Annotated in this window: 22 protein-coding genes; 4 read left to right on the forward strand and 18 right to left on the reverse strand. The window is 65.1% G+C overall.

What is annotated here, in order from left to right; genetic code table 11:
* Nucleotides 1-144: 144 nt before the first annotated feature.
* The 13 genes from HA052_RS23965 to HA052_RS24025 all read right to left on the reverse strand — a co-directional run bounded on the left by HA052_RS23965 (nucleotide 145) and on the right by HA052_RS24025 (nucleotide 9579).
* Entirely contained in the window at nucleotides 145-603 is a 459-nt protein-coding gene (locus HA052_RS23965; RefSeq protein ID WP_166453933.1) for a type II secretion system protein, read from the reverse strand.
* A complete protein-coding gene (locus HA052_RS23970; RefSeq protein ID WP_166453934.1) occupies nucleotides 590-976 on the reverse strand; it encodes a type II secretion system protein in 387 nt (128 codons plus the stop codon). The genes HA052_RS23965 and HA052_RS23970 overlap by 14 nt, the downstream gene beginning before the upstream one ends.
* A complete protein-coding gene (locus HA052_RS23975) occupies nucleotides 951-1427 on the reverse strand; it encodes a type II secretion system protein (protein ID WP_166453935.1) in 477 nt (158 codons plus the stop codon). The genes HA052_RS23970 and HA052_RS23975 overlap by 26 nt, the downstream gene beginning before the upstream one ends.
* Before the next feature lie 7 nt (nucleotides 1428-1434).
* Nucleotides 1435-3267 carry a secretin GspD/PilQ domain-containing protein gene (locus HA052_RS23980; protein ID WP_166453936.1) on the reverse strand — a complete coding sequence of 611 codons (1833 nt, stop codon included), beginning with the start codon at nucleotides 3265-3267 and terminating at the stop codon, nucleotides 1435-1437.
* A gap of 49 nt (nucleotides 3268-3316) precedes the next feature.
* Nucleotides 3317-3724 carry a hypothetical protein gene (locus HA052_RS23985; protein ID WP_166453937.1) on the reverse strand — a complete coding sequence of 136 codons (408 nt, stop codon included), beginning with the start codon at nucleotides 3722-3724 and terminating at the stop codon, nucleotides 3317-3319.
* 32 nt (nucleotides 3725-3756) lie between these two features.
* Nucleotides 3757-4350 carry a GspMb/PilO family protein gene (locus HA052_RS23990; RefSeq protein ID WP_166453938.1) on the reverse strand — a complete coding sequence of 198 codons (594 nt, stop codon included), beginning with the start codon at nucleotides 4348-4350 and terminating at the stop codon, nucleotides 3757-3759.
* The gene (locus HA052_RS23995) at nucleotides 4347-4880 is read right to left on the reverse strand and encodes a hypothetical protein (protein WP_166453939.1); all 534 of its coding nucleotides are present in this window, start codon (nucleotides 4878-4880) and stop codon (nucleotides 4347-4349) included. Before HA052_RS23995 ends, HA052_RS23990 begins: the two co-directional genes overlap by 4 nt.
* The gene (locus HA052_RS24000) at nucleotides 4868-5617 is read right to left on the reverse strand and encodes a hypothetical protein (protein WP_141111371.1); all 750 of its coding nucleotides are present in this window, start codon (nucleotides 5615-5617) and stop codon (nucleotides 4868-4870) included. Before HA052_RS24000 ends, HA052_RS23995 begins: the two co-directional genes overlap by 13 nt.
* Nucleotides 5598-7178 carry a GspE/PulE family protein gene (locus HA052_RS24005; RefSeq protein WP_206119034.1) on the reverse strand — a complete coding sequence of 527 codons (1581 nt, stop codon included), beginning with the start codon at nucleotides 7176-7178 and terminating at the stop codon, nucleotides 5598-5600. The genes HA052_RS24000 and HA052_RS24005 overlap by 20 nt, the downstream gene beginning before the upstream one ends.
* Nucleotides 7179-7187: 9 nt before the next feature.
* Nucleotides 7188-8375 (reverse strand): type II secretion system F family protein, encoded by a 1188-nt coding sequence (locus tag HA052_RS24010; protein WP_166453940.1) that lies wholly within the window; start codon nucleotides 8373-8375, stop codon nucleotides 7188-7190.
* A gap of 1 nt (nucleotide 8376) precedes the next feature.
* On the reverse strand, nucleotides 8377-8844 hold the full coding sequence (locus HA052_RS24015; protein WP_166453941.1) for a transglycosylase SLT domain-containing protein: 468 nt from the start codon (nucleotides 8842-8844) through the stop codon (nucleotides 8377-8379).
* On the reverse strand, nucleotides 8834-9262 hold the full coding sequence (gspG, locus tag HA052_RS24020; protein ID WP_166453942.1) for a type II secretion system major pseudopilin GspG: 429 nt from the start codon (nucleotides 9260-9262) through the stop codon (nucleotides 8834-8836). Before gspG ends, HA052_RS24015 begins: the two co-directional genes overlap by 11 nt.
* A 146-nt stretch (nucleotides 9263-9408) precedes the next feature.
* Nucleotides 9409-9579, reverse strand: a complete 171-nt coding sequence (locus HA052_RS24025) for a hypothetical protein (RefSeq protein WP_166453943.1) — start codon at nucleotides 9577-9579, stop codon at nucleotides 9409-9411.
* Here HA052_RS24025 and HA052_RS24030 point away from each other — a divergent pair.
* The 3 genes from HA052_RS24030 to HA052_RS24040 all read left to right on the forward strand — a co-directional run bounded on the left by HA052_RS24030 (nucleotide 9578) and on the right by HA052_RS24040 (nucleotide 11552).
* A complete protein-coding gene (locus HA052_RS24030; RefSeq protein WP_166453944.1) occupies nucleotides 9578-10252 on the forward strand; it encodes a cytochrome b in 675 nt (224 codons plus the stop codon). The two genes, HA052_RS24025 and HA052_RS24030, sit on opposite strands and share 2 nt — an antisense overlap.
* A 245-nt stretch (nucleotides 10253-10497) precedes the next feature.
* Nucleotides 10498-11010 (forward strand): superoxide dismutase family protein, encoded by a 513-nt coding sequence (gene sodC / locus HA052_RS24035; RefSeq protein WP_166453945.1) that lies wholly within the window; start codon nucleotides 10498-10500, stop codon nucleotides 11008-11010.
* An 89-nt stretch (nucleotides 11011-11099) separates the two neighbouring features.
* Nucleotides 11100-11552 carry a DUF4442 domain-containing protein gene (locus tag HA052_RS24040; protein ID WP_166453946.1) on the forward strand — a complete coding sequence of 151 codons (453 nt, stop codon included), beginning with the start codon at nucleotides 11100-11102 and terminating at the stop codon, nucleotides 11550-11552.
* A 21-nt stretch (nucleotides 11553-11573) separates the two neighbouring features.
* Here the strand turns inward: HA052_RS24040 and HA052_RS24045 are convergent, their stop codons facing one another.
* The 3 genes from HA052_RS24045 to HA052_RS24055 all read right to left on the reverse strand — a co-directional run bounded on the left by HA052_RS24045 (nucleotide 11574) and on the right by HA052_RS24055 (nucleotide 13258).
* The gene (locus HA052_RS24045; RefSeq protein WP_166453947.1) at nucleotides 11574-12002 is read right to left on the reverse strand and encodes a hypothetical protein; all 429 of its coding nucleotides are present in this window, start codon (nucleotides 12000-12002) and stop codon (nucleotides 11574-11576) included.
* Nucleotides 11999-12937, reverse strand: a complete 939-nt coding sequence (locus tag HA052_RS24050) for a Nudix family hydrolase (protein ID WP_166453948.1) — start codon at nucleotides 12935-12937, stop codon at nucleotides 11999-12001. The genes HA052_RS24045 and HA052_RS24050 overlap by 4 nt, the downstream gene beginning before the upstream one ends.
* 117 nt (nucleotides 12938-13054) lie before the next feature.
* A complete protein-coding gene (locus HA052_RS24055; protein WP_019100082.1) occupies nucleotides 13055-13258 on the reverse strand; it encodes a hypothetical protein in 204 nt (67 codons plus the stop codon).
* A gap of 1168 nt (nucleotides 13259-14426) precedes the next feature.
* Here HA052_RS24055 and HA052_RS24060 point away from each other — a divergent pair.
* On the forward strand, nucleotides 14427-16133 hold the full coding sequence (locus HA052_RS24060; protein WP_166453949.1) for a potassium/proton antiporter: 1707 nt from the start codon (nucleotides 14427-14429) through the stop codon (nucleotides 16131-16133).
* Here HA052_RS24060 and HA052_RS24065 read toward each other — a convergent pair.
* The gene (locus HA052_RS24065) at nucleotides 16128-17000 is read right to left on the reverse strand and encodes an ATP-binding protein (RefSeq protein WP_166453950.1); all 873 of its coding nucleotides are present in this window, start codon (nucleotides 16998-17000) and stop codon (nucleotides 16128-16130) included. The two genes, HA052_RS24060 and HA052_RS24065, sit on opposite strands and share 6 nt — an antisense overlap.
* Nucleotides 17001-17090: 90 nt before the next feature.
* On the reverse strand, nucleotides 17091-18026 hold the full coding sequence (cysK, locus tag HA052_RS24070; protein WP_081550788.1) for a cysteine synthase A: 936 nt from the start codon (nucleotides 18024-18026) through the stop codon (nucleotides 17091-17093).
* Nucleotides 18027-18211 lie beyond the last annotated feature (185 nt).

Consider the following 18211-nt stretch of genomic DNA (forward strand, 5'->3'; position numbering starts at 1 on the left):
ACGCCCGTACAAACCTTTATTGATGGCAAACGGGAATGGAGGGAGAAGGTAGACAACTTGAATTGATCTGACAGTCGGGTGCCGTCAAAACGGGAGACTGTCAGATCAGGTCTGAACTTCTACATTTAATTCCTCCGCAGGACTTCACTGCATGGACGTAGCCAGAAACACCCATTGCCGATAACTGTCCTTGCCGGCGAAATCGCCCAGTTCCACGGCGAAGCCCTGTTGTTTCAACGGCCGTTCGTCCAACAGGCTGTGCACGCCCACGATGCCGCCGTCCTCGCCCTTGATCAGTCCCCATTCCGGCTTGCCCGTTAGCGGATCGGCATAGAGCCGGCGCAGGTGGCGGCGGGTGAAGGGCACGCGCTCGTCCTTGAGCAGAGCTTCCAAGGTCTTGGGATAGGCCGGCGCGGGGCCGGAACGATAATAGGCGGCGATGGCTCGCTGCAATTGCAAGCCGATGTGCAGCAGTTCTTCTTCCTTGTCGCGTTGCAGTTGCCGGCTCCAGGCCCCTGCCGCCGCGCTGAGGGCGACACCCATGGCCAGCGACAGCGCCAACACGCCCAAGTAGGCCAGCCCGCGCTGCTTACCAGTTGCCATAGCTGCTGCCGTCCAGGCCGACGCCAGGCGCCCCGCTGGCCACGTCGCCAACGCCGCCCTCCTCCGCCGGCTTGGCTTGCCAGCCGTCGCGCCGGCCGGCAACGGGATCGAGCGGCAACTCGCGCAGATAGCGGCCGGCCACCAGGTCCTGCAAGGCGGCCGGGTTGGCGCCGTGGTCGGCGCGGTAATCGTCTATCGCCTGGCGCAATGCCGCCAGATTGTGGCGCAGCACGGTTTCGCGGGCGCGATCGTTATGCTTGAAATAGCTGGGGCCAACCAGGGCCATCAGCGCGCCGATGATGCTCATCACCACCAGCAATTCAATCAGGGTGAAGCCGCGGGCCGGCTTACCATTGTTGGTAGGGTAGGCCATTGATGCCCTTTCTAAGGCTCTTGGAACGGATGTCGTATACGTCGCCGCCGGAGGAGAACGCCTCCGCCGAGCTACCATAGCTGCGCGTCTCCCAGCTGGCCGCCGGGTCCGTGCCCGCGCAGCCTTCGCACATCGGGTCCGCCGGCAGCCGCCGCAGGAAGTAGAGCTTGCCGCCGTTGGGGTCGCTCTTGTCGATCACCCCTTCGACCAGGCTGGCGAGGCTGGGCGGGTAGCCGCTGCGATCCGGCGAAACCTCTATCTTCTTGTCCGTCACCGCTTGGCGGTAGGCGTCGATGGCGTTGCGGATCTGCCGCAAGCTGTATCTAAGCTCCGCCTCCTGCGCGCGCCGTCTGCTCAGTTCGCTCAGCGGCAGGCTGGCTCCCAGCAACAACGCCATCAGAGTGAGCGCGGCCAGCATCTCAATCAGAGTGAAACCGGTTTGACGCGACATAAGCACCTCAGGGCGCGGCCAGCGGGCTGTCCAGCGCTGGCGCGACGGCATTGACGGGAACGGGCGGTCGGGGCGCTTCGGTGGTCAGACGCTCCAGCGTCAGCCGGTCCTCGGTGCCGGAATGGAAATAGCTGCTGGAGGCGGCAGGCAGGTCCAGCGCCCGCTCAATGCGCGGAGTCAGCAACAGAATGAGCTCGGTGTTTTCGGCACTCCGCTTCTGGCTGCCGAACAAGCTGCCCAGCCAACCCAGGGCGCTGAGGCCGGGCAGGCCGCTGCTGCCGCGGTCGTGCTGCTGTTTGATCAGGCCGGCCAGTACCTGGGTTTCGCCGTCTCGCGCGGTCATCACCGTTTCGGCGTTGCGGGTGCTCATCGGATAGACCGTGCCGCCGCCGGCGGTCTTGACTTCGCCCTTGAGGTTGCTGACTTCCATATTCACCTTGACGCTGACTTCATTGCTGAGGCTGATCCGCGGCTCCACTTGCAAGATCAGGCCGACATCCTGATAGTTGACCGACTCCGTCACCACGCCGTTGGCGTTGGTGGTGGTGACCACCGGCACTTTCTCGCCTATCTTGATGCTGGCCTTTTCCATATTGCGCACGCGGATCTTGGGGTTGGCCAGCACCTTGGTCTTGCCCTTCCTTTGCAGCAGCTTGATCGCCACGCCCAGATCGCCGCCGTTGCTGCCCCCGACGCCGATGCCGTCGCGGTTCAGGCCCAGCAGGTCTCCCACCGTCACCTTGTCCGAGCCCTCCTTGGGCAGTACCGAAAAACGCAGTTCCGCCGGATAGTCGACGCCGACGTCGAGCACGTCGTTGGTGTTCACTTCCAGCACTTGCACATCCATGGTCACTTCGGACTGAGCAATGTCCAGGCTGGCCACCAATCGTTCGATCACCGCCATCACTTCCGGCGTATCCCGCACGATCACCGCATTGGTGCGTTCATCCAGGTGGACGTTCTTGGGCGAACTGATCTGACGCAGCGCGGCCAGCACTTGGCTGGCGTTGGCCTGGCTCAGGTAGAAGGCGCGAGTCAGCAGTTCCTGGTATTCCTTGGCTTTTTCCGAGCGCGCCGGATAAATCAGCATGCTGTGTTCGCTGAGCACTTTCTTTTCCAGCTGATGGGTGCGCAACAGTAGATTAATAGCGTCTTCCGCCGTGGTCTGACTGGCAACGATGCTGGCGGGGGCGGCGATGGGGACTTCCGGATCGAACACGAAATCAATGCCCGCCAACTGGGAAATGGCATCGAAAATGCCGGAGATAGGCTGCACCTTGAAGTTCAAGGTCACCGGTTGGCGCAGCGCCTCGGCCAGGCTGGGACGCGCGTCGCGACGGCCGGTCTCGCGGTTTTGTAATTCGTCGCGCAGCGCTTGCGCCCGCCGGTAGTCCGGTTGCTCCTGCAGAATACGACCCAGCCGTTCCAGCGCCTCGCGCGGACGCTGAACGCCGATCTCGGCGGCGGCGTCCAACTCCAGCTTCAGCCGCAGCCGGCGTTCCAGCTGTCGCTGCAGTTGCTGGGCGCGCATATGCTCCGGCGACGACGCCAGCAGGCGGCTCACCTCCGTCAGCGCGGCCGCGTCGTCGCCGGCGTCCATCTTGGCCTTGGCCGTTCGCAAGGCCTCCTCCGCCAACGCCGCGCTCTTGGCCACGACGTTTTTGCGGCGCTCCACATCGTCGGGCTTTCGCCGCAGGGCGGTTTCGGCGGCGCGCAATTGTTCTTCCGCGCCGGGCGGGGCGGCCGGGTTGAAGATTTTCTTTACCGGCCCGGGCAGCGCGCATCCGCCCAGCGTCAAACCGAGGGCGAGGGCCAGCAATGTGGGTTTGCAATGTTTCATGATGCCTAGTGCCTGGTGAAAACGGCGTCGTCGCGGTGACAGCGACGCCTCAGTTAGCCAATGGGTGCAGCGGAATCGAATGCTCTCGCCCCGCGGCGTCGAGCAGCAGCGCGCGCTCCGCCTCCAAGGCCTTGAATGTGTATTGTTCCGCCAGCCTGGCGCCCGGCTGCAACGCCTTGGGCATGCGGCAGCCGGAACACAGCAGGAAACTGCGTCCTTGGCCCTCCAGCACCAGCACGCGCTGGCCGTCCTGCCGCCATTCGCCGACGACGCTGAACGGCGCCGGCGCGGCTTCAGGCGGAGCCGACGGCAAGGACGCGGCCAGTTCCGGCGCGGCGTCCGGCGGGGGGACGACGGGCTTGGCCTCCTCGCGCAACGACGTCCAGCTCTGAATCGGAAATAGGTTGACGCCTTCGGCCTGCGGCTCTTGCGCCAGGGCCGGCGCCGCGCAAGCCATAGCGAGAGCACTCAGCCAATGGACGCGCCGCCTCATTGCCCGGCCCCCAGCAGGCTGAAGCGCAGGCGCATGCTCAACGCCTCGGTATCGGTTTGCGGCCGTTCCAACGTCATCGCCTCCAGCCTCAACAGCGGCTGCGCGGTCAGTTCTCCCAAGGCCGCCATCAAATCCGGATAGCGCCCGCTGGCGCTCAGCTCCACCGAGACGCGCCGCAGAGCGCCGCCGGCCTCCGTCTCCTCCCGATAACTGGCCTCGGACACGCTCAGGCCGGATTGGCGCAGTTGCTCAAGCAAGGCCAGCTTGCGCGGCGCGAGCGCCAGTCGCAGTTGGGCCTGCCATTGCCGCTCGCGCCCCGCCGTCGTCGCCTGCTGCGCGCGCAACGGAGCGCTCAATTGCTGACGACGCTGTTGCAAATCCGTATCTTGCGCCTCTTGCACCAGCGCGCCGTAAGCCAGCAGCAGGCCGGAGGCCGCCAGCGACAGCCGGCCGCCTCGTCCCAGCCGGCAAGCCAGCGTTTGCCGTTGCCAACGCAGCCTGGCGCGCCACTGCCGTCCGCCGCCGACGGGCCGGGCGCCGCGTTTGAAGGCCGCCAGCCAACGTCCGGCGCTTTGCATCCAGGCCCTCATCGCAAGACCACCTGCACCGTGGCCAGGACCGTCTGGTTCGGATCGCCGGGCTTGAGCCCGTGCCGCAGCAGTTGCGCCTGGCCCTGTCCGGACGGCAGAGTCAACCGTTCGACGAAATGGAACACTTCCCGCAGCTCCGCAGCGGCCAGCTCCAGCCGGACTTGTTTGCCCGCGCCTTCAAGATGCAACGACAAAATACCCAGCTGCGGCGACCAAGCTTGTTCTATCGCCCGCAGCAGCGCCGGGCGCAGCCGGGTTTGATCGTCGCCTTGGGCCTGCAGCAAGGCCTGCACCTTGCGCGCTTCCGGCGAGGCGGCTTGGTCGCGGCGCTGTTCGCGCTCTCGCAAAAAACGCTGCTGCTCCTGCCGCTGTTCCCAGGCAGCGGTGTCCTCAGCCAGCAGCTCCAACTCCCATTGCCGCCAGCCCAGCGCCGCCAGCAGCGTCAGCAAGACGACGGCGGCCACGCCGGCCAGCGGCGCGCTCGCCTCGGGACGACTAAAGTCCAGGCCGCGGGCCTTCAAGCGGCGCATGACTGGCTCGCAAGCAGAGGGTGGGGAAAACCCAGCCAGCGCGCTCGCGCCGCCAGCGGCTGTTGCGTCGGGCCTTGGGTCGCACACCAGTCGTAGTCGCCGCCGGGCTCACGGCCGCACAAGGCCTCCGCCGCCGCCACGCCTTCGGCCGCGCGCTGTCCCGGCGCCAACGCCAGGGTGAGCAGTTCTTCCCAGCCGCGCTCGCCCCGCCACAAGCAGGTGACGGCGCCGGCTTCGGCCAACACCAGCCCGCCCGACGCCGGCGCGCGCGGATGATGTTGCAGGCAGGAGGACAGCAAGTCGCGGCAGCCGGCCAGCCGCCAGCCGGCCTCCCGCGCGGCGGCGCGCAAGTCGGCCACTAACGGAAGCTGGGCGGCGAAGGCCAGCCGCGTCGCGCCGTAAGCCGCCGGCGCCAGACGAATGTCCAGCTCCCCAGCTACGCCGCGTTCGCGCAGCAGCCCCTGCGCATAGGCCCGCCACTGGCCGCGCTGTCCGGACAGACCGTCCTGCCACGGCAAGAGCTGGCTGTGCGCCCACGGATAACCCAATAGCACTTGCACGCGGTTGCGCCAAGCCAGCCGTCGACGCTTGACGCCGCCCAGCAACATGGCCAGCGCCTCGGCCGGCTTGCCGTGATGACGACAGCGCCACGGCTGGCCCGGGATGTCGCCTGGCGGCAGCAGGGTGGCCAGTTCGGCGTCGATCAATACGATTCTGTCATTCCATGGCCACGGCACGGCTGACCTCCTGATAGGTGGTGAGTCCGCGCGCCACCGCCTCGCGGGCGGCGTCGCGCAGCGATTGATAGTCGGCACATTGCGCCAGCGCCTGTTGGCGCTTCTGCGGCGAGCGCTCCAGCAGCGCTTCTTTCATCCGGCTATCCAGGCGCAGCACTTCCGCCAGCGCAATGCGGCCGTGGAAGCCGCCGCCGCGACAGTGGTCGCAGCCCGCGCCGGCGCAGGCGACGCAAAGCCGGCGGACCAGGCGCTGCGACACCACGCCGTTCAGCGCTTCCAGAAAGGTGGCCGCTTCCACGCCCATATAGAGGAAGCGGTCTATCACGCTAAAGGCGTCGTTGGCGTGTACCGAGGACAGCACGCGGTGGCCGGTCAGCGCCGATTGCACCGCGATGGCGGCGGTTTCGGCGTCGCGGATTTCGCCCACCAGAATAGTGTCCGGATCGTGACGCAGGATGGAGCGCAGGCCTCGGGCGAAGGTCAGGCCTTTTTTCTCGTTGACCGGGATTTGCAGAATGCCGGCCATTTCGTATTCCACCGGATCTTCGATGGTGATGATTTTTTCCTCGCCGGTGTTGATCTCCGCCAGCGCGCCGTACAGGGTGGTGGATTTGCCGCTGCCGGTGGGTCCGGTGATCAAGGTCAGGCCATAGGGCAGTTGCGCCAGCGCGCGCACGCGGCGCGCGGTTTCACCGTGGAATCCCAAGCTGTCCAGGCTCAGACTGTCGCCGCGTTGGGATTTGTCCAGCAGGCGCAATACGGCGTTTTCTCCGTGGGCGCCCGGCATGATAGAGACGCGGAAATCCACCTCGCGGCCTTGCAACGCCACCTTGAAGCGGCCGTCCTGCGGCACGCGCTTTTCCGCGATGTCCAGGCTGGACAGCACTTTCAGCCGCGACATGGTCTGGCTGGCCACCAACAGGCCCGGCACCTGGCGAATGGCCTGCATCACGCCGTCGATGCGGTAGCGGATTTGCAGCCCGTCGTCGCGCGATTCCAGATGGATGTCGCTGGCGCGGCTTTGCAAGGCGTCGTACAGGGTCATGTTGACCAGGCGGATCACCGGACTTTCATCCTTGGCCAGGCTGGTCAGCGAGATCGACTCCACCGCTTTGGCCAGGCTGTCCTCGGCCAAGTCCACCTCGGCGCCGTCCATGACCCGCTCGCGGGCCTCCGCTTGCTTCAACCAGGCGTCGACCACGCCCGGCAAACAGATGGCGAAACGCTGCTCGCCGCCCAGCAGCCGGTTTTGCAAGCGCAGGCGCAGGTCCAGCCGCAACGGCTCGGCCATCACCAGATACAGCCCGCCCCGCCACTCCAGCGGCGCCGCCCGGCAGGACAAGGCCTCCGCCAGGGGCAGCAGATCGAAGCGCGCCGCCGCCTCTCCTACCTGAGCCTCGCTCAGCGCGGTCAGGCCCAGCAGCCGCGCCGCCAGCGGCAGGCTGGCCGGCTCGCGCTGCAGCTGTCTGCTCAGCAGCTCGGCCATAGGCAGGTCTTGTTCTCCGCTTTCGCGCCGCCATTGCCAGCCGGCCGGCGACGTTGGGTCCATCATTGCTTGCATCAATCCTCCTCACCCCATCCCGCCGGCCAATTCGAAAATCGGCATATACAGCAGGGCGACGATCAGGCCGACCAAACCGCCCACCGCCAACATCAAAATCGGTTCGAACACTTTGCTGAACACTTCTATCGCTTGGTCCAGCGCGCCGTCGTGAAACTGGGCGATGCGCTCGCACATGCCGCCCAGGTCGCCGCTCTGTTCGCCAACCCTCAGCAGCCGCTCCGCCACCGCCGTGGTCAGCTCGTGGCGCGCCAGGGTGTCCGCCACCGGCCGGCCGGCGCGCAGTTCTTCCAGCGCGCGGTCCAGGCGCTGACCATACGCGGCCGGCAGCAGCCGTCCGGACAATTCAAAGGCCTGCAAGGCCGGAGTGCCGCCGGCGATCAACAAGCCGGCGGTGCGGTAAAACCGAGCCAACACAAACAGGCGCGCGACATCGCGCAGCCGGGGCAGCGTCCACAGCAGGCTCAGCAAAAAGCGCTGAGTGCGCTGCGCGCGCAGCAGCAAGCACAGCGCCGCCAGCCCCGCGGCCAGGCCCGCGCCCAGCAAGCCGCCGTGGGCCTGCACCAGGCGCGCCCACCACAGCATGGCGGCGGCGGTGGCCGGCAGCTCGCGCAGCGATTCGAACACCGCGGCGAACCGGGGGATCACGAAAAACAGCATGAACAGCAGGATGCCGAAGCCGACGGAGAGCACCAGCGCCGGGTAGACCAGCGCGCCGGTCACCCGCTTGCGGATGGCCACGATGCGCAGTTCGTAATACTGGTAGCGCTTCAAGGCCGCCGGCAGTTGGCCGCTGCCTTCGGACGCGGCCACGGTGGCCGCCAGCAGGGCCGGAAACACCTCCGGCTGGTCCTCCATCGCCCGCGACAGCGGCTGCCCCTGGTACAGGGCTTGCAATAGCCGGTCCAGCACGCTCTGCAAGGCTTTGTCGCCGCCGGCCTGATCGCGCAGCGCTTGCAGCGCTTCGATCAAAACCAGGCCGGCTTCCAGCAGCGCCGACAGTTCTTGCAACAGCAGGCCCAACGCTGCGCCCTTGAGCGCGCGCTCGGCTCGCCGGCCGCCGGCCTCGCGAGCAGCCTCCAGCACCAGGCCGTCGTCCACACTCAATTGGGCCAGCGCGGCGGCTTCGCTGTCCGCCCGCACCCGATGCGTCTTCACCTCGCCCTGCCGCAACACGCTGATCCGATAGGCCCCCATCTCAGCGCCTCGCCTCGCGTTCCGCGCGCAATTGCAGATACTGCCGCCACACCTTGTCCACGTAACGCTTGCGCGCGCCTTCGCGGGTCGCCGCGCCGCCGGCGTTGTAGGCGCCCACCGCGCGCCAGGTGTAGCCGTAGCGCGCGATGAAGTCCGCCAGAATGGACGCGCCCACCTGTACGCTCAGGCAGGGCTCGTCCAGCAGCCGCTGGCGGCTGATGCCGCGCTTGGCCAGCGCCGGCAGATGAATGCTATTGATCTGCATCAGGCCGATATCGTGGCTGCCGTCCTTGTTGTGATTGACCGCGAGGGGATTCAACGCGGACTCCACCTTGGCGATCGAGTACAGCAGCAGCGGGTCCACCTGGTGGCGCGCGCCGGCTTCGCGCCAGCAATTGGCCGACGCCTGCACGCCGTCGGACAGCGCGGCGCACGCGGCCAGCAGCGGCAGCAGTCCCTTACAGCGCATGGGCCAGTTCACCGTCGCCCCCCGTCCGCCCGGCTTCGCCCAGGGAAACGATCTCGGCCTCGGCCTCGCGGCCAGGCACCCGCCATTGATACGGCCGGCCCCAGGCGTCCATCGGCAAGTCCTTGGCCAAGTAGGGGCCATGCCAGCCGGCCACGCCCGGCGGCGCTTTCACCAACGCCTCCAGGCCCTGTTCCGCGCTGGGATAGCCGCCAACGTCCAGCCGGTATTGCGCCAAGGCGTCGCCCAGAGTTTTCATTTGCGCCTGGGTGGCCTTGACCTTGGCCTTGTCCACTTGGGAAAACAGCTTGGGTCCGACATAGCCGGCCAACAGGGCGATGATCAGCAGCACCACCAGTAACTCCAGCAGCGTGAAGCCGCCTTGACCGGCAAAGCGCCGTCCAGCGTTCATCGTCGTCATAAGATCGCTTGTCCAAAAGAAGGCCGCGCCAGGGGCGTGCGCTTGAAGATAAAGAAAGATCCGCGCCGGGAACGGCGACGGTCCCACCCGTTGCCAGCGCATGCTCACATGAGGCTTCCGCCGTTCTCAATATTTCTGAAAGGAATCTAAAATCGGGCGCGGCTGATATGGGAAGGAACCGCGCAGCGCGCGGACGTACGGATTGAGAATGGTTTCAGAATGATGGCGCCCTCACAGCCGGCGGCGTTTGAATTGCGTTTTTTATCGAGCGCCGTCGCGGGTTCTGCCTGATGCGGCCGCGCCTTGGAGAAACGCATGTCCCCTTCCCCCCTTTCCACCCCCGCCGCGGCCAGCCATGGCTACCCGCGTCTGCAAATCCTGTTTCACTGGCTAAGCGTGCTCTTGATGGCCTGCCTGGCGCTGGCCGGCGGGCTGCGCCACGTCTTGGTCAAGCACGCTTCCATCGAGATGCGCAGCGTGATGATCGTGCACATCGGCTGCGGCATGGCCCTCCTCTTCGTGACTCTGCTTCGCGCCGCCACCCGGCTGGCCGGCTCCGCTCTGCCTCCGCTGGCCGGCAGCGGCCGCGCGCAACGCGCTTGCGCCCACGCCGCCCATCTGGCGATCTACGCCTTGATCCTGGCCTCCTGCCTGCTGGGTTGGGTCATCGTCAACGCCAAGGGCCTGGCGATCCCGATGCCGCTGCTGGGCTTCGAGTTTCCGCGTCTGGTCGCGGCCGATCCGGCCCTGGTCGTCGCGACGGTGCGGCTGCACGACTGGCTGGCTTGGGCTTGCTACGCCCTGCTCGCAGTCCACATCGCCGCCGCCGTCTGGCACCATGTCGCGCTGAAGGATGGCACGCTGCAGCGCATGAGCTGGCCGCGGCCTGCTCCGGCTCCGGCTCCGGCCGTGACCGACTGCCACCGTTGCTCGCCGAACACCGAGGCGCAGAACGAGAGCCTGGCGCCAAGCGACCGGCTGGCCTCCTGATCCACGTTCGCCCCATCCTAAGAACCTGTTCAAAGTCTCGCAAGCAAGAGCGAGACAAGGCGTTGCGGTTGGAGAAGCGGAATGTACTCGTGGCATCTGAGCAGTTCGAAAGGGCACTCACCCTGTCACGTTCCACAACGCGCAGCAGATCGTAAACAGGTTCTAACAGCCAGGCTCCAAGCAGGAAGCGAAATGGCACAATCGGAGTCTTGATCACTCCCCCGCCCTACACGGAGAACCGCCCCATGTTACGCACCCTATCCGCCATACTGTGCTGTCTGCCCGCTCTGGCCCTGGCCCAAAGCGTGGAATTGTCCTTCGTCGACGCCAAGGGCAATGCCGGCCCGGCCGGCAGCATCGTCATCGAGGACACACCCTACGGCGCGCTGCTGACGCCCAATCTTGAAAAACTGCCGCCGGGCCTGCACGGTTTCCACGTGCATGAGAAACCTTCCTGCGCGCCGTCCGTCGGCGTCAACGGCGCGGCCACGCCGGCCGGCGCGGCCGGCGGCCACTGGGATCCGGACAAAACCGGCGCCCACGCCGGCCCATACGGCCAAGGCCACAAGGGCGACCTGCCCGCGCTGTACGTGGGCGCCGACGGCAAGGCGAACTATCCCGTGCTGGCGCCGCGCTTGAAAGCGGCGGACTTCTCCGGACACGCGCTGATGGTGCATGTCGGCGGCGACAATCACAGCGATCATCCCCAGCCGCTGGGCGGCGGCGGCGCGCGCATGGTCTGCGGCGTAGTCAAATAAACCCGTCCTCGACAAAGAAAAACCGGCGCGATTGACAAGGCCGGTTTTTTTATTGACGATGATCGAATTCAAACGACTGTTTTAATGCAATGAAACCACCCGCCTGGCTGTTCAGACTTTTGCTCAATTTGTGGCCGCCCTTCTTGGGAGCCGGCATCCGCGTCAAGCGGCTGGCCGCAGACTTCAGCGATATCGAAGTGCGGCTGAAGCTGGGCTTCAGCAATCGCAACTACGTCGGCACCCATTTCGGCGGCAGCCTGTACGCGATGACCGACCCCTTCTTCATGCTGATGCTGATGCGCCAGTTGGGACGGGACTACTATGTGTGGGACAAAAGCGGCAGCATAGACTACGTCAAACCGGGCCGCGGCACGGTGCGCGCGCATTTCCGGCTGGAGCCCGCCATGATGGAGGAGATCAGACTGCACACCGCCGCCGGAGACAAATACCTGCCTAAATTACAGGTGGATGTTCTGGATCAGCAGGGCGAGTTGGTGGCGAGGGTATTCAAGACGCTGTACATCAAGCGCAAGAAAAGATGAGGCGACGCGCCACCCCGCTGTTCAGCGCGTGGAAAACGGCAGCAGATAGCGCTTGCCGTCCAGACTCAAGGCGGCCAGCCAGTCGCGGCTGCCGCTGACGCACAGCGGCAGGGTGACCACGGCCTTCCAATCCGCGCCGTCACGCACAAAGGTGTAGCGATTGAAGCCCATATCCATGTCGGCCATATTAAACTCCACCTGCGGCGCTTCCCGCGCCGCGACGCCTTCCAAGCGAATCTCGAACGGCTTGCCATTTTGCGGCGGCGACGCGAAACGCCAGACACCGCCGCCGGGCAGATCACAGGATGGCTGGCCGGCAACGCAGGCCAACGGCGACGGCTTGACCGCTTGCCGCTCGCCGTACCAGCGGTAGATCAAGCTGAACTTGAGGCTGGCCAACAGCAACAAGGCGCCGCCCAGAGCCAGCCATTTACGCTGCTTGGCGTTCATCGCCAAGCTCCCCGCATCAAGGCGACGCCGTGCGCGCCCTGACGGCGGGCGGCATCCAGATCGTCCAGACTCATGCCGCCCAGCGCGTAAACCGGCGCGGGCGCGCCGGCGGCCAGGCACTGCCGGAAACCGTCCCAGCCCAAGGGCGCCGCGCCGGGATGACTGGAGGTAGCCGCCACATGGCCGAGCAAGGCGTAGTCCAGGCCCAGCTCTCCGATCCGCGCCACTTGCGCCGCATCATGCGCCGACGCCCCTACCCAGGCGAACGCCGGGCGCTCCGTCAGCGAGGCCAGCCGCGCGGCGTTCAGATGCACGCCGTCCACCGGCCATTTCGCCGCCCAGGCCGGATCCGCGTTGACCAGCAGCTTGCCGCCGCGGCCATGAACGATAACCGCCGCCCTGGCGACAAAATCGGCCAGATCCGCGCGCGGCATCCCCGGCTCGCGGATCTGCACCATGCTCCAGGCTGGCCCCTGCTCCAGCCGCCGCAATTGGGCGTCGACGCCGATCTCGTGCGCGCAGCTGATCGCATAAGCCGCCGGCAATTCCAGCGATTTGAGAATGGGCCCGTTGGCCGGCAGCATGGGTTGCACCGTGCATGCGCCCGGCGTCTGCCAGGCGAAGCGCTGGCCTTCCCGCGACTGCGGCTCGCCGCGCCAGGACCAGACCCGGAAGAAACGCAGCCGCACCGAAGCATGTTCATAATGGTGGACCTTGGTCAGCCACGGCGTCGCGGCCTCCATCTCAATGCCCATTTCCTCATACAGCTCTCGCGTCAGCGCCTGCTCGCCGCTCTCGCCCGGCTCCACCTTGCCGCCGGGAAACTCCCAATAACCGGCGTAGGGTTTGCCCTCCGGCCGGCTGCCCAGCATGAAACTGCCGTCCGGCCGCATCAGCGCGCCGGCCACTACCTCTATGATCTTGCTGTCGCTCATCGCTTGGTCTTGCCTGGTGAGTATCGTTCCGGCTCTCGGCGGCCGGCAGCGCATTCTACCCCAAGCGCCACCCAGCAATAAGGGCGCCGCGGCGCCCTTAATGGATTCAAGCTTGTCTCAACCCGGGCGGCCCGGCTTGGTGCAACCCGCATCCTTATAGGGCTGGGAGCTGAACTGCGTCCAGCCCGGCCCCAAAGAGAATTGCGAGCAGGCAAGCTTGCCGTCGATCTTGCTCTGCCACAGATACCAAGGGGCGGGAGCGGCCAAAGTCATCAAGGGAAAAGACAAGGCCGCCAGGGCCAGAATGATTTTGCGAGTCATCGTGCGTACCTCAGAACAAAGTGAAGAAAAGCATGGCCCAGACCCAACTGTCACCATGCGCACAAAATGCCAAACAAATATACAGCACAATACCCTTGGCATAAAGATCGCCGTATCGCTTCGCGCAGAGGACGGCTCCAAGACCTGTCCGCCCCTCCCCGCAACATCCAATAATTAAGGGCGCCTCAGCGCCCTTGTTATTCACCGTGCTTAAAATTACGTCCATAGAACGTGTTTACGATCTCGCGAGCTAAGGCGAGACAAGGCGAAAACGAGCGAAAAAGCGGAATGTACGCGTGGTACATGAGCATTTTGAGCTCGGTTTCAACGCCGTATCGCCGACGCGCAGCAGATCGTAAACAGGTTCTTAGTTCTGGACTGAAATCGTCGGCCTCAACACGCGGCGCCGTATTGAACAAACAGGACCGCGCGCCAAGAGCAACGCTGCCAAGGCCTAGCGGCGAGTCTAATCAGCCCGGACGGCCTTGAATGCGGCAGCCCGCGTCTTTGTAAGAACGTGTTTACGATCTGCTGCGCGTCGGCGATACGGTGTTGAAAATGGTTTCGAAATGCTCATGTACCGTCTGTACACTCCGCTTTCTCAACCGTTTTCGCCTTGTCTCGCCTTAGCTCGCGAGATCGTAAACACGTTCTAAGGAATGTCATTGAACAAAACCCAACCCGGACCATAGGAGAATTGCGAGCACACCAGATGGCCGTCGAACTTGCTTTCTCATCTGTACCAAGGAGCCATGGCAGCAAAAGCCATCCAGGAGATGCTCAGGCCCACAGCCAGCAAGGCAATTTTACGAACAGTCATACCCACCTCAATATATTTATTTATCATTAAAATACAAACAAAAAATGCATAACAAATATACATTGCATTGAACAAAAAATAAATATTACGTCATATATACGGCATTATTGCCAAGCCAGAAAAATCATAATAAGCGGTAAAGCCGCAAAAAATGAGTCAATTGCCGGTTTCAAGCGCGGCTGATAAGTCTCAAAGTGTTACCATTAGCACTGTAAACCTGCGAAATCTGCATATTTATCCCGATTGTCATTTCATCGCGTAGCGACACAAGGCAGACCATCCGCGCTCCGCCTACGGGTTTGATCGATTTCGTCACGACCTCCCCCATCCCGCCGAAGGAGCATGCACTTGGACACCTTAAACTCACTCATTCTGGCCGGCTCGCTGGTATTCCTCGCCAGCCTGGTGGTGTCCTCCATCGCTTCCCGCTTCGGCGCGCCGCTGCTCCTGGTCTTCCTGGCCTTGGGCATGTTGGCCGGCGAGGACGGCCCCGGCAAAATCGCGTTCGGCAACTACCAGCTCAGCTATGTGATCGGCACCATCTCCCTGGTGGTGATCCTGTTCGACGGCGGGCTGCGCACGCGCCAGGACAGCTTCCGGATCAGCCTGAAGCCGGCCGGGGTGCTCGCCACGCTGGGGGTATTGATCACCACGGGCGTGACAGGCCTGTTCGCCGCCTGGGTGCTCAACCTCAGCTGGCTGGAAGGCTTGCTGATCGGCGCCATCGTCGGCTCCACCGACGCCGCCGCGGTGTTCGCGCTTCTGTCCGGACGCGGCCTGGAAATCAACCGCCGCGTCGGCAGCGCGCTGGAGATAGAATCCGGCAGCAACGACCCGATGGCGGTGTTCCTGACCTCGGCGCTGATCGGGGTGCTGGGCCAGCAGGGCCAAGACGCCGGCGTCGCTTCCATGCTGTGGCTGTTCGTCAAGCAAATGGGCCTGGGCGCGCTGGCCGGCTGGGCCGGCGGCAAAGCCATGGTTTGGCTGTTCCAACGGCTGGGTCCGCGCGGCGCGATGCTGGCGCTGTTCAGTCTGGGCACCGCCGGCGCGCTGTTCAGCCTGACCACGGCGGCCGGCGGCAGCGGCTTCCTCGCCATCTATCTGGCCGGCATCGTGGTGGGCAACGCCCGGGTGGCGGACCTGCCCAATCTATTGAACATCCACGACGGCTACGCCTGGCTGGCTCAGGTAACCATGTTCCTGGTGCTGGGGCTATTGGTAACGCCGTCCAATCTACTGCCGGTGGCGCCCTACGCGCTGGCGATCTCCATCGTGCTGATGCTGGTGGCGCGGCCGCTGGCGGTGTGGCTGTGCATGCTGCCCTTTCCTGTGCCCAAGGCGGAAAAGCTGTTCATGAGCTGGGTGGGCCTGCGCGGCGCGGTGCCGGTGATTCTGGCCATTTTTCCGCTGATGGCCGGCCTGCCCAATAGCCAACTGTTCTTCAACGTGGCCTTCTTCGTGGTGATGATGTCGCTGCTGTTCCAAGGCTGGACCATCGCGCCGCTGGCGGAGAAATTGAAGCTGAAGCTGCCGGCGCGGCCGGACGTCGAACACCGGGTGCCCGTGGTCAGCGGCCAGGAAGCCCGCTACGAGGCAGCCTCCTGCCTGGTGCGCGCCGATAGCCCGGCCGAAGGCCAACTGGCCGGCGAACTGGCCTTGCCCAGCGGCGTGCGGCTGGCTGCGCTGTATCGCGATGAACAAGCGCTTGAGCCGGCGGCGAGCCAGACGCTGCGCGCCGGCGACTGGGCCTGCCTGATCGGCCCCGGCCCGGCGCTAGAGACGGCCGGCGAGGCCTTTCACCCACCCGGAGACGATCCTTATTACGGCTACTTCACCGTATCCGGGCTGGCGCGTCTGGCCGATCTGGCCGACAGCTACGGCCTGACGCTGAGCGAACGCGACCGCGCCGACAGCATCGCAGAATACTGCAAACGCGCTTGCGGCTATCCGCTGGTGGCCGGCGACGTGCTGCGGCTGGACCGGCTGGAGATGGTGATCCGCGCCGCCGCCAACGGCCAGGTCAAGAGCGTGGGCCTGCGCTATTTGAAGTCATAGCAAGGCCTTGCGCTCCTTGGCGCTGCGCCCGGCCCAATCGCAGGCGAACTGCCAGGCGACGCGGCCGGAGCGGCTGCCGCGCAGATGACTCCAGTGCAGCGCGGCCTTTTCCGCCTCAGCGTCCAGCTTCAGGCCAAAATGCGCCAGCCATTCGGTCGCCGCCGCCAGGTAGGCGTCCTGATCGAACGGGTAGAAGGACAACCACAAACCGAAGCGGTCCGACAACGACACCTTCTCCTCAATCGCCTCCCCCGGATGGATTTCGCCGTCCTGCACCCAGCCTTCGCGGTTTTCGCTCATCTTTTCCGGCATCAGATGGCGGCGGTTGGAGGTGGCGTACACCAGCACATTGTCGACGCGGCGCGCCAGGCCGCCGTCCAGCGCAGTCTTCAGCGCCTTGTAGGCATCGTCGCCCTGCTCGAAGGACAAATCATCGCAAAACAGGATGAAGCGCTCCTTGCGCCCAGCCACCAGCTCGACGATGCGGTTCAAATCCCCCAGTTGCGCCTTGTCCACTTCGATGAGACGCAGGCCCTTGGCGGCGAACTCCGGCAGCAGCGCCTTGACCAGCGAGGATTTGCCTGTGCCGCGCGCGCCGGTGAGCAGCACGTTGTTGGCCGGCCGCCCCTTGACGAACTGGCGGGTGTTGCGCAGCAGCTGCGCGCGCTGGGCGTCGATATGGGTCAGCCGCTCCAATTCCGGCGCGTGCGGCTCCGCCACGGCCTCCAGCCAGCCGGCCATGCCCTGGCGCTGCCAGCGGAAGGCCTTCGCGCTCCAGTCCGGCTCCGGCCGCGCCGGCGGCAGCAAGGGCTCCAAGCGCGCCAGCATGGCTTCGGCCCGGGTCAGAAAAGCTTGCAACTGCTCCATGATTTCCCCTCGATGCGAAACGACAAAAACAAACAGCCTGGCAGAAAGCCGCCAGGCTGTCGATGTCGCGGCCACGCCGGCCGCGGGCGCTTAATCCGCCAGATGCTGGAACAGCGGCGTGGACAAATAGCGCTCGCCGAAAGAAGGAATCACCACCACGATCAGCTTGCCGGCGTTTTCCGGACGCTTGGCCAGCTCCAGCGCCGCCCACACCGCCGCGCCGGAGGAAATGCCCACCAGCAGGCCTTCGCGAGCCGCCACCGCGCGCGCGGTTTCCATCGAGTCCTCATTCTTCACCCGGATGATTTCATCGTAAATGCCGGTGTTGAGGATGGCCGGCACAAAGCCTGCGCCTATACCCTGGATCGGGTGCGGGCCTTTGGGGCCGCCGGACAGCACCGGAGACGCGTCCGGCTCCACCGCTACGATGCGCACGCCGGGCTTGCGCGCCTTCAGTACTTCGCCCACGCCGGTGATGGTGCCGCCGGTGCCGACGCCGGCGACGAAGATGTCGACCTGGCCGTCGGTGTCCTTCCATACTTCTTCGGCGGTGGTGTTGCGGTGGATGGCCGGGTTGGCCGGGTTCTCAAACTGCTGCGGCATGAAGTGGCTGTCCGGATTCTGCTCCACCAGTTCGCGCGCCTTGGCGATGGCGCCGCCCATGCCGTCGGGTCCCGGGGTCAGGATCAACTCGGCGCCGTAGGCGCGCAGCAGTTGACGGCGTTCCCGGCTCATGGTTTCCGGCATGGTGATCACCAGCTTATAGCCGCGCGCGGCGCAGACCATGGCCAGGCCGATGCCGGTATTGCCGGAGGTGGGTTCGACGATGGTGGTGTCCGGGCCGATCTTGCCGGCCTGCTCGGCGGCGTCGATCATCGCCACCGCGATGCGGTCCTTGACGCTGTGAGCCGGGTTGAAGAACTCCAGTTTGGCGACCACGGTGGCACCGCAGCCGTCGGTCACTCGGTTAAGCCGCACCAGCGGGGTGTTGCCGATCAAATCCGTCACAGCATTGGCAATTCGCATCTTTATTCTCCACAGACAGTTTTGAAGAAAACCATATTACCCAGCATCATAAACAAGCTGAGCAACGAACCAAAATATTGTTTGCTTATAATCGACAAACTTGGCAGTCTCAGCCGGCCCCGCGCGCGCCGCGGTCCGGCAACTACACTGAAACCATTGCCCACCACCCGCAGACCGAGGCCCAC

Origin of the sequence: Chromobacterium fluminis, assembly GCF_011602385.1 — a bacterium.
GTDB classification, from domain to species: domain Bacteria; phylum Pseudomonadota; class Gammaproteobacteria; order Burkholderiales; family Chromobacteriaceae; genus Chromobacterium; species Chromobacterium fluminis.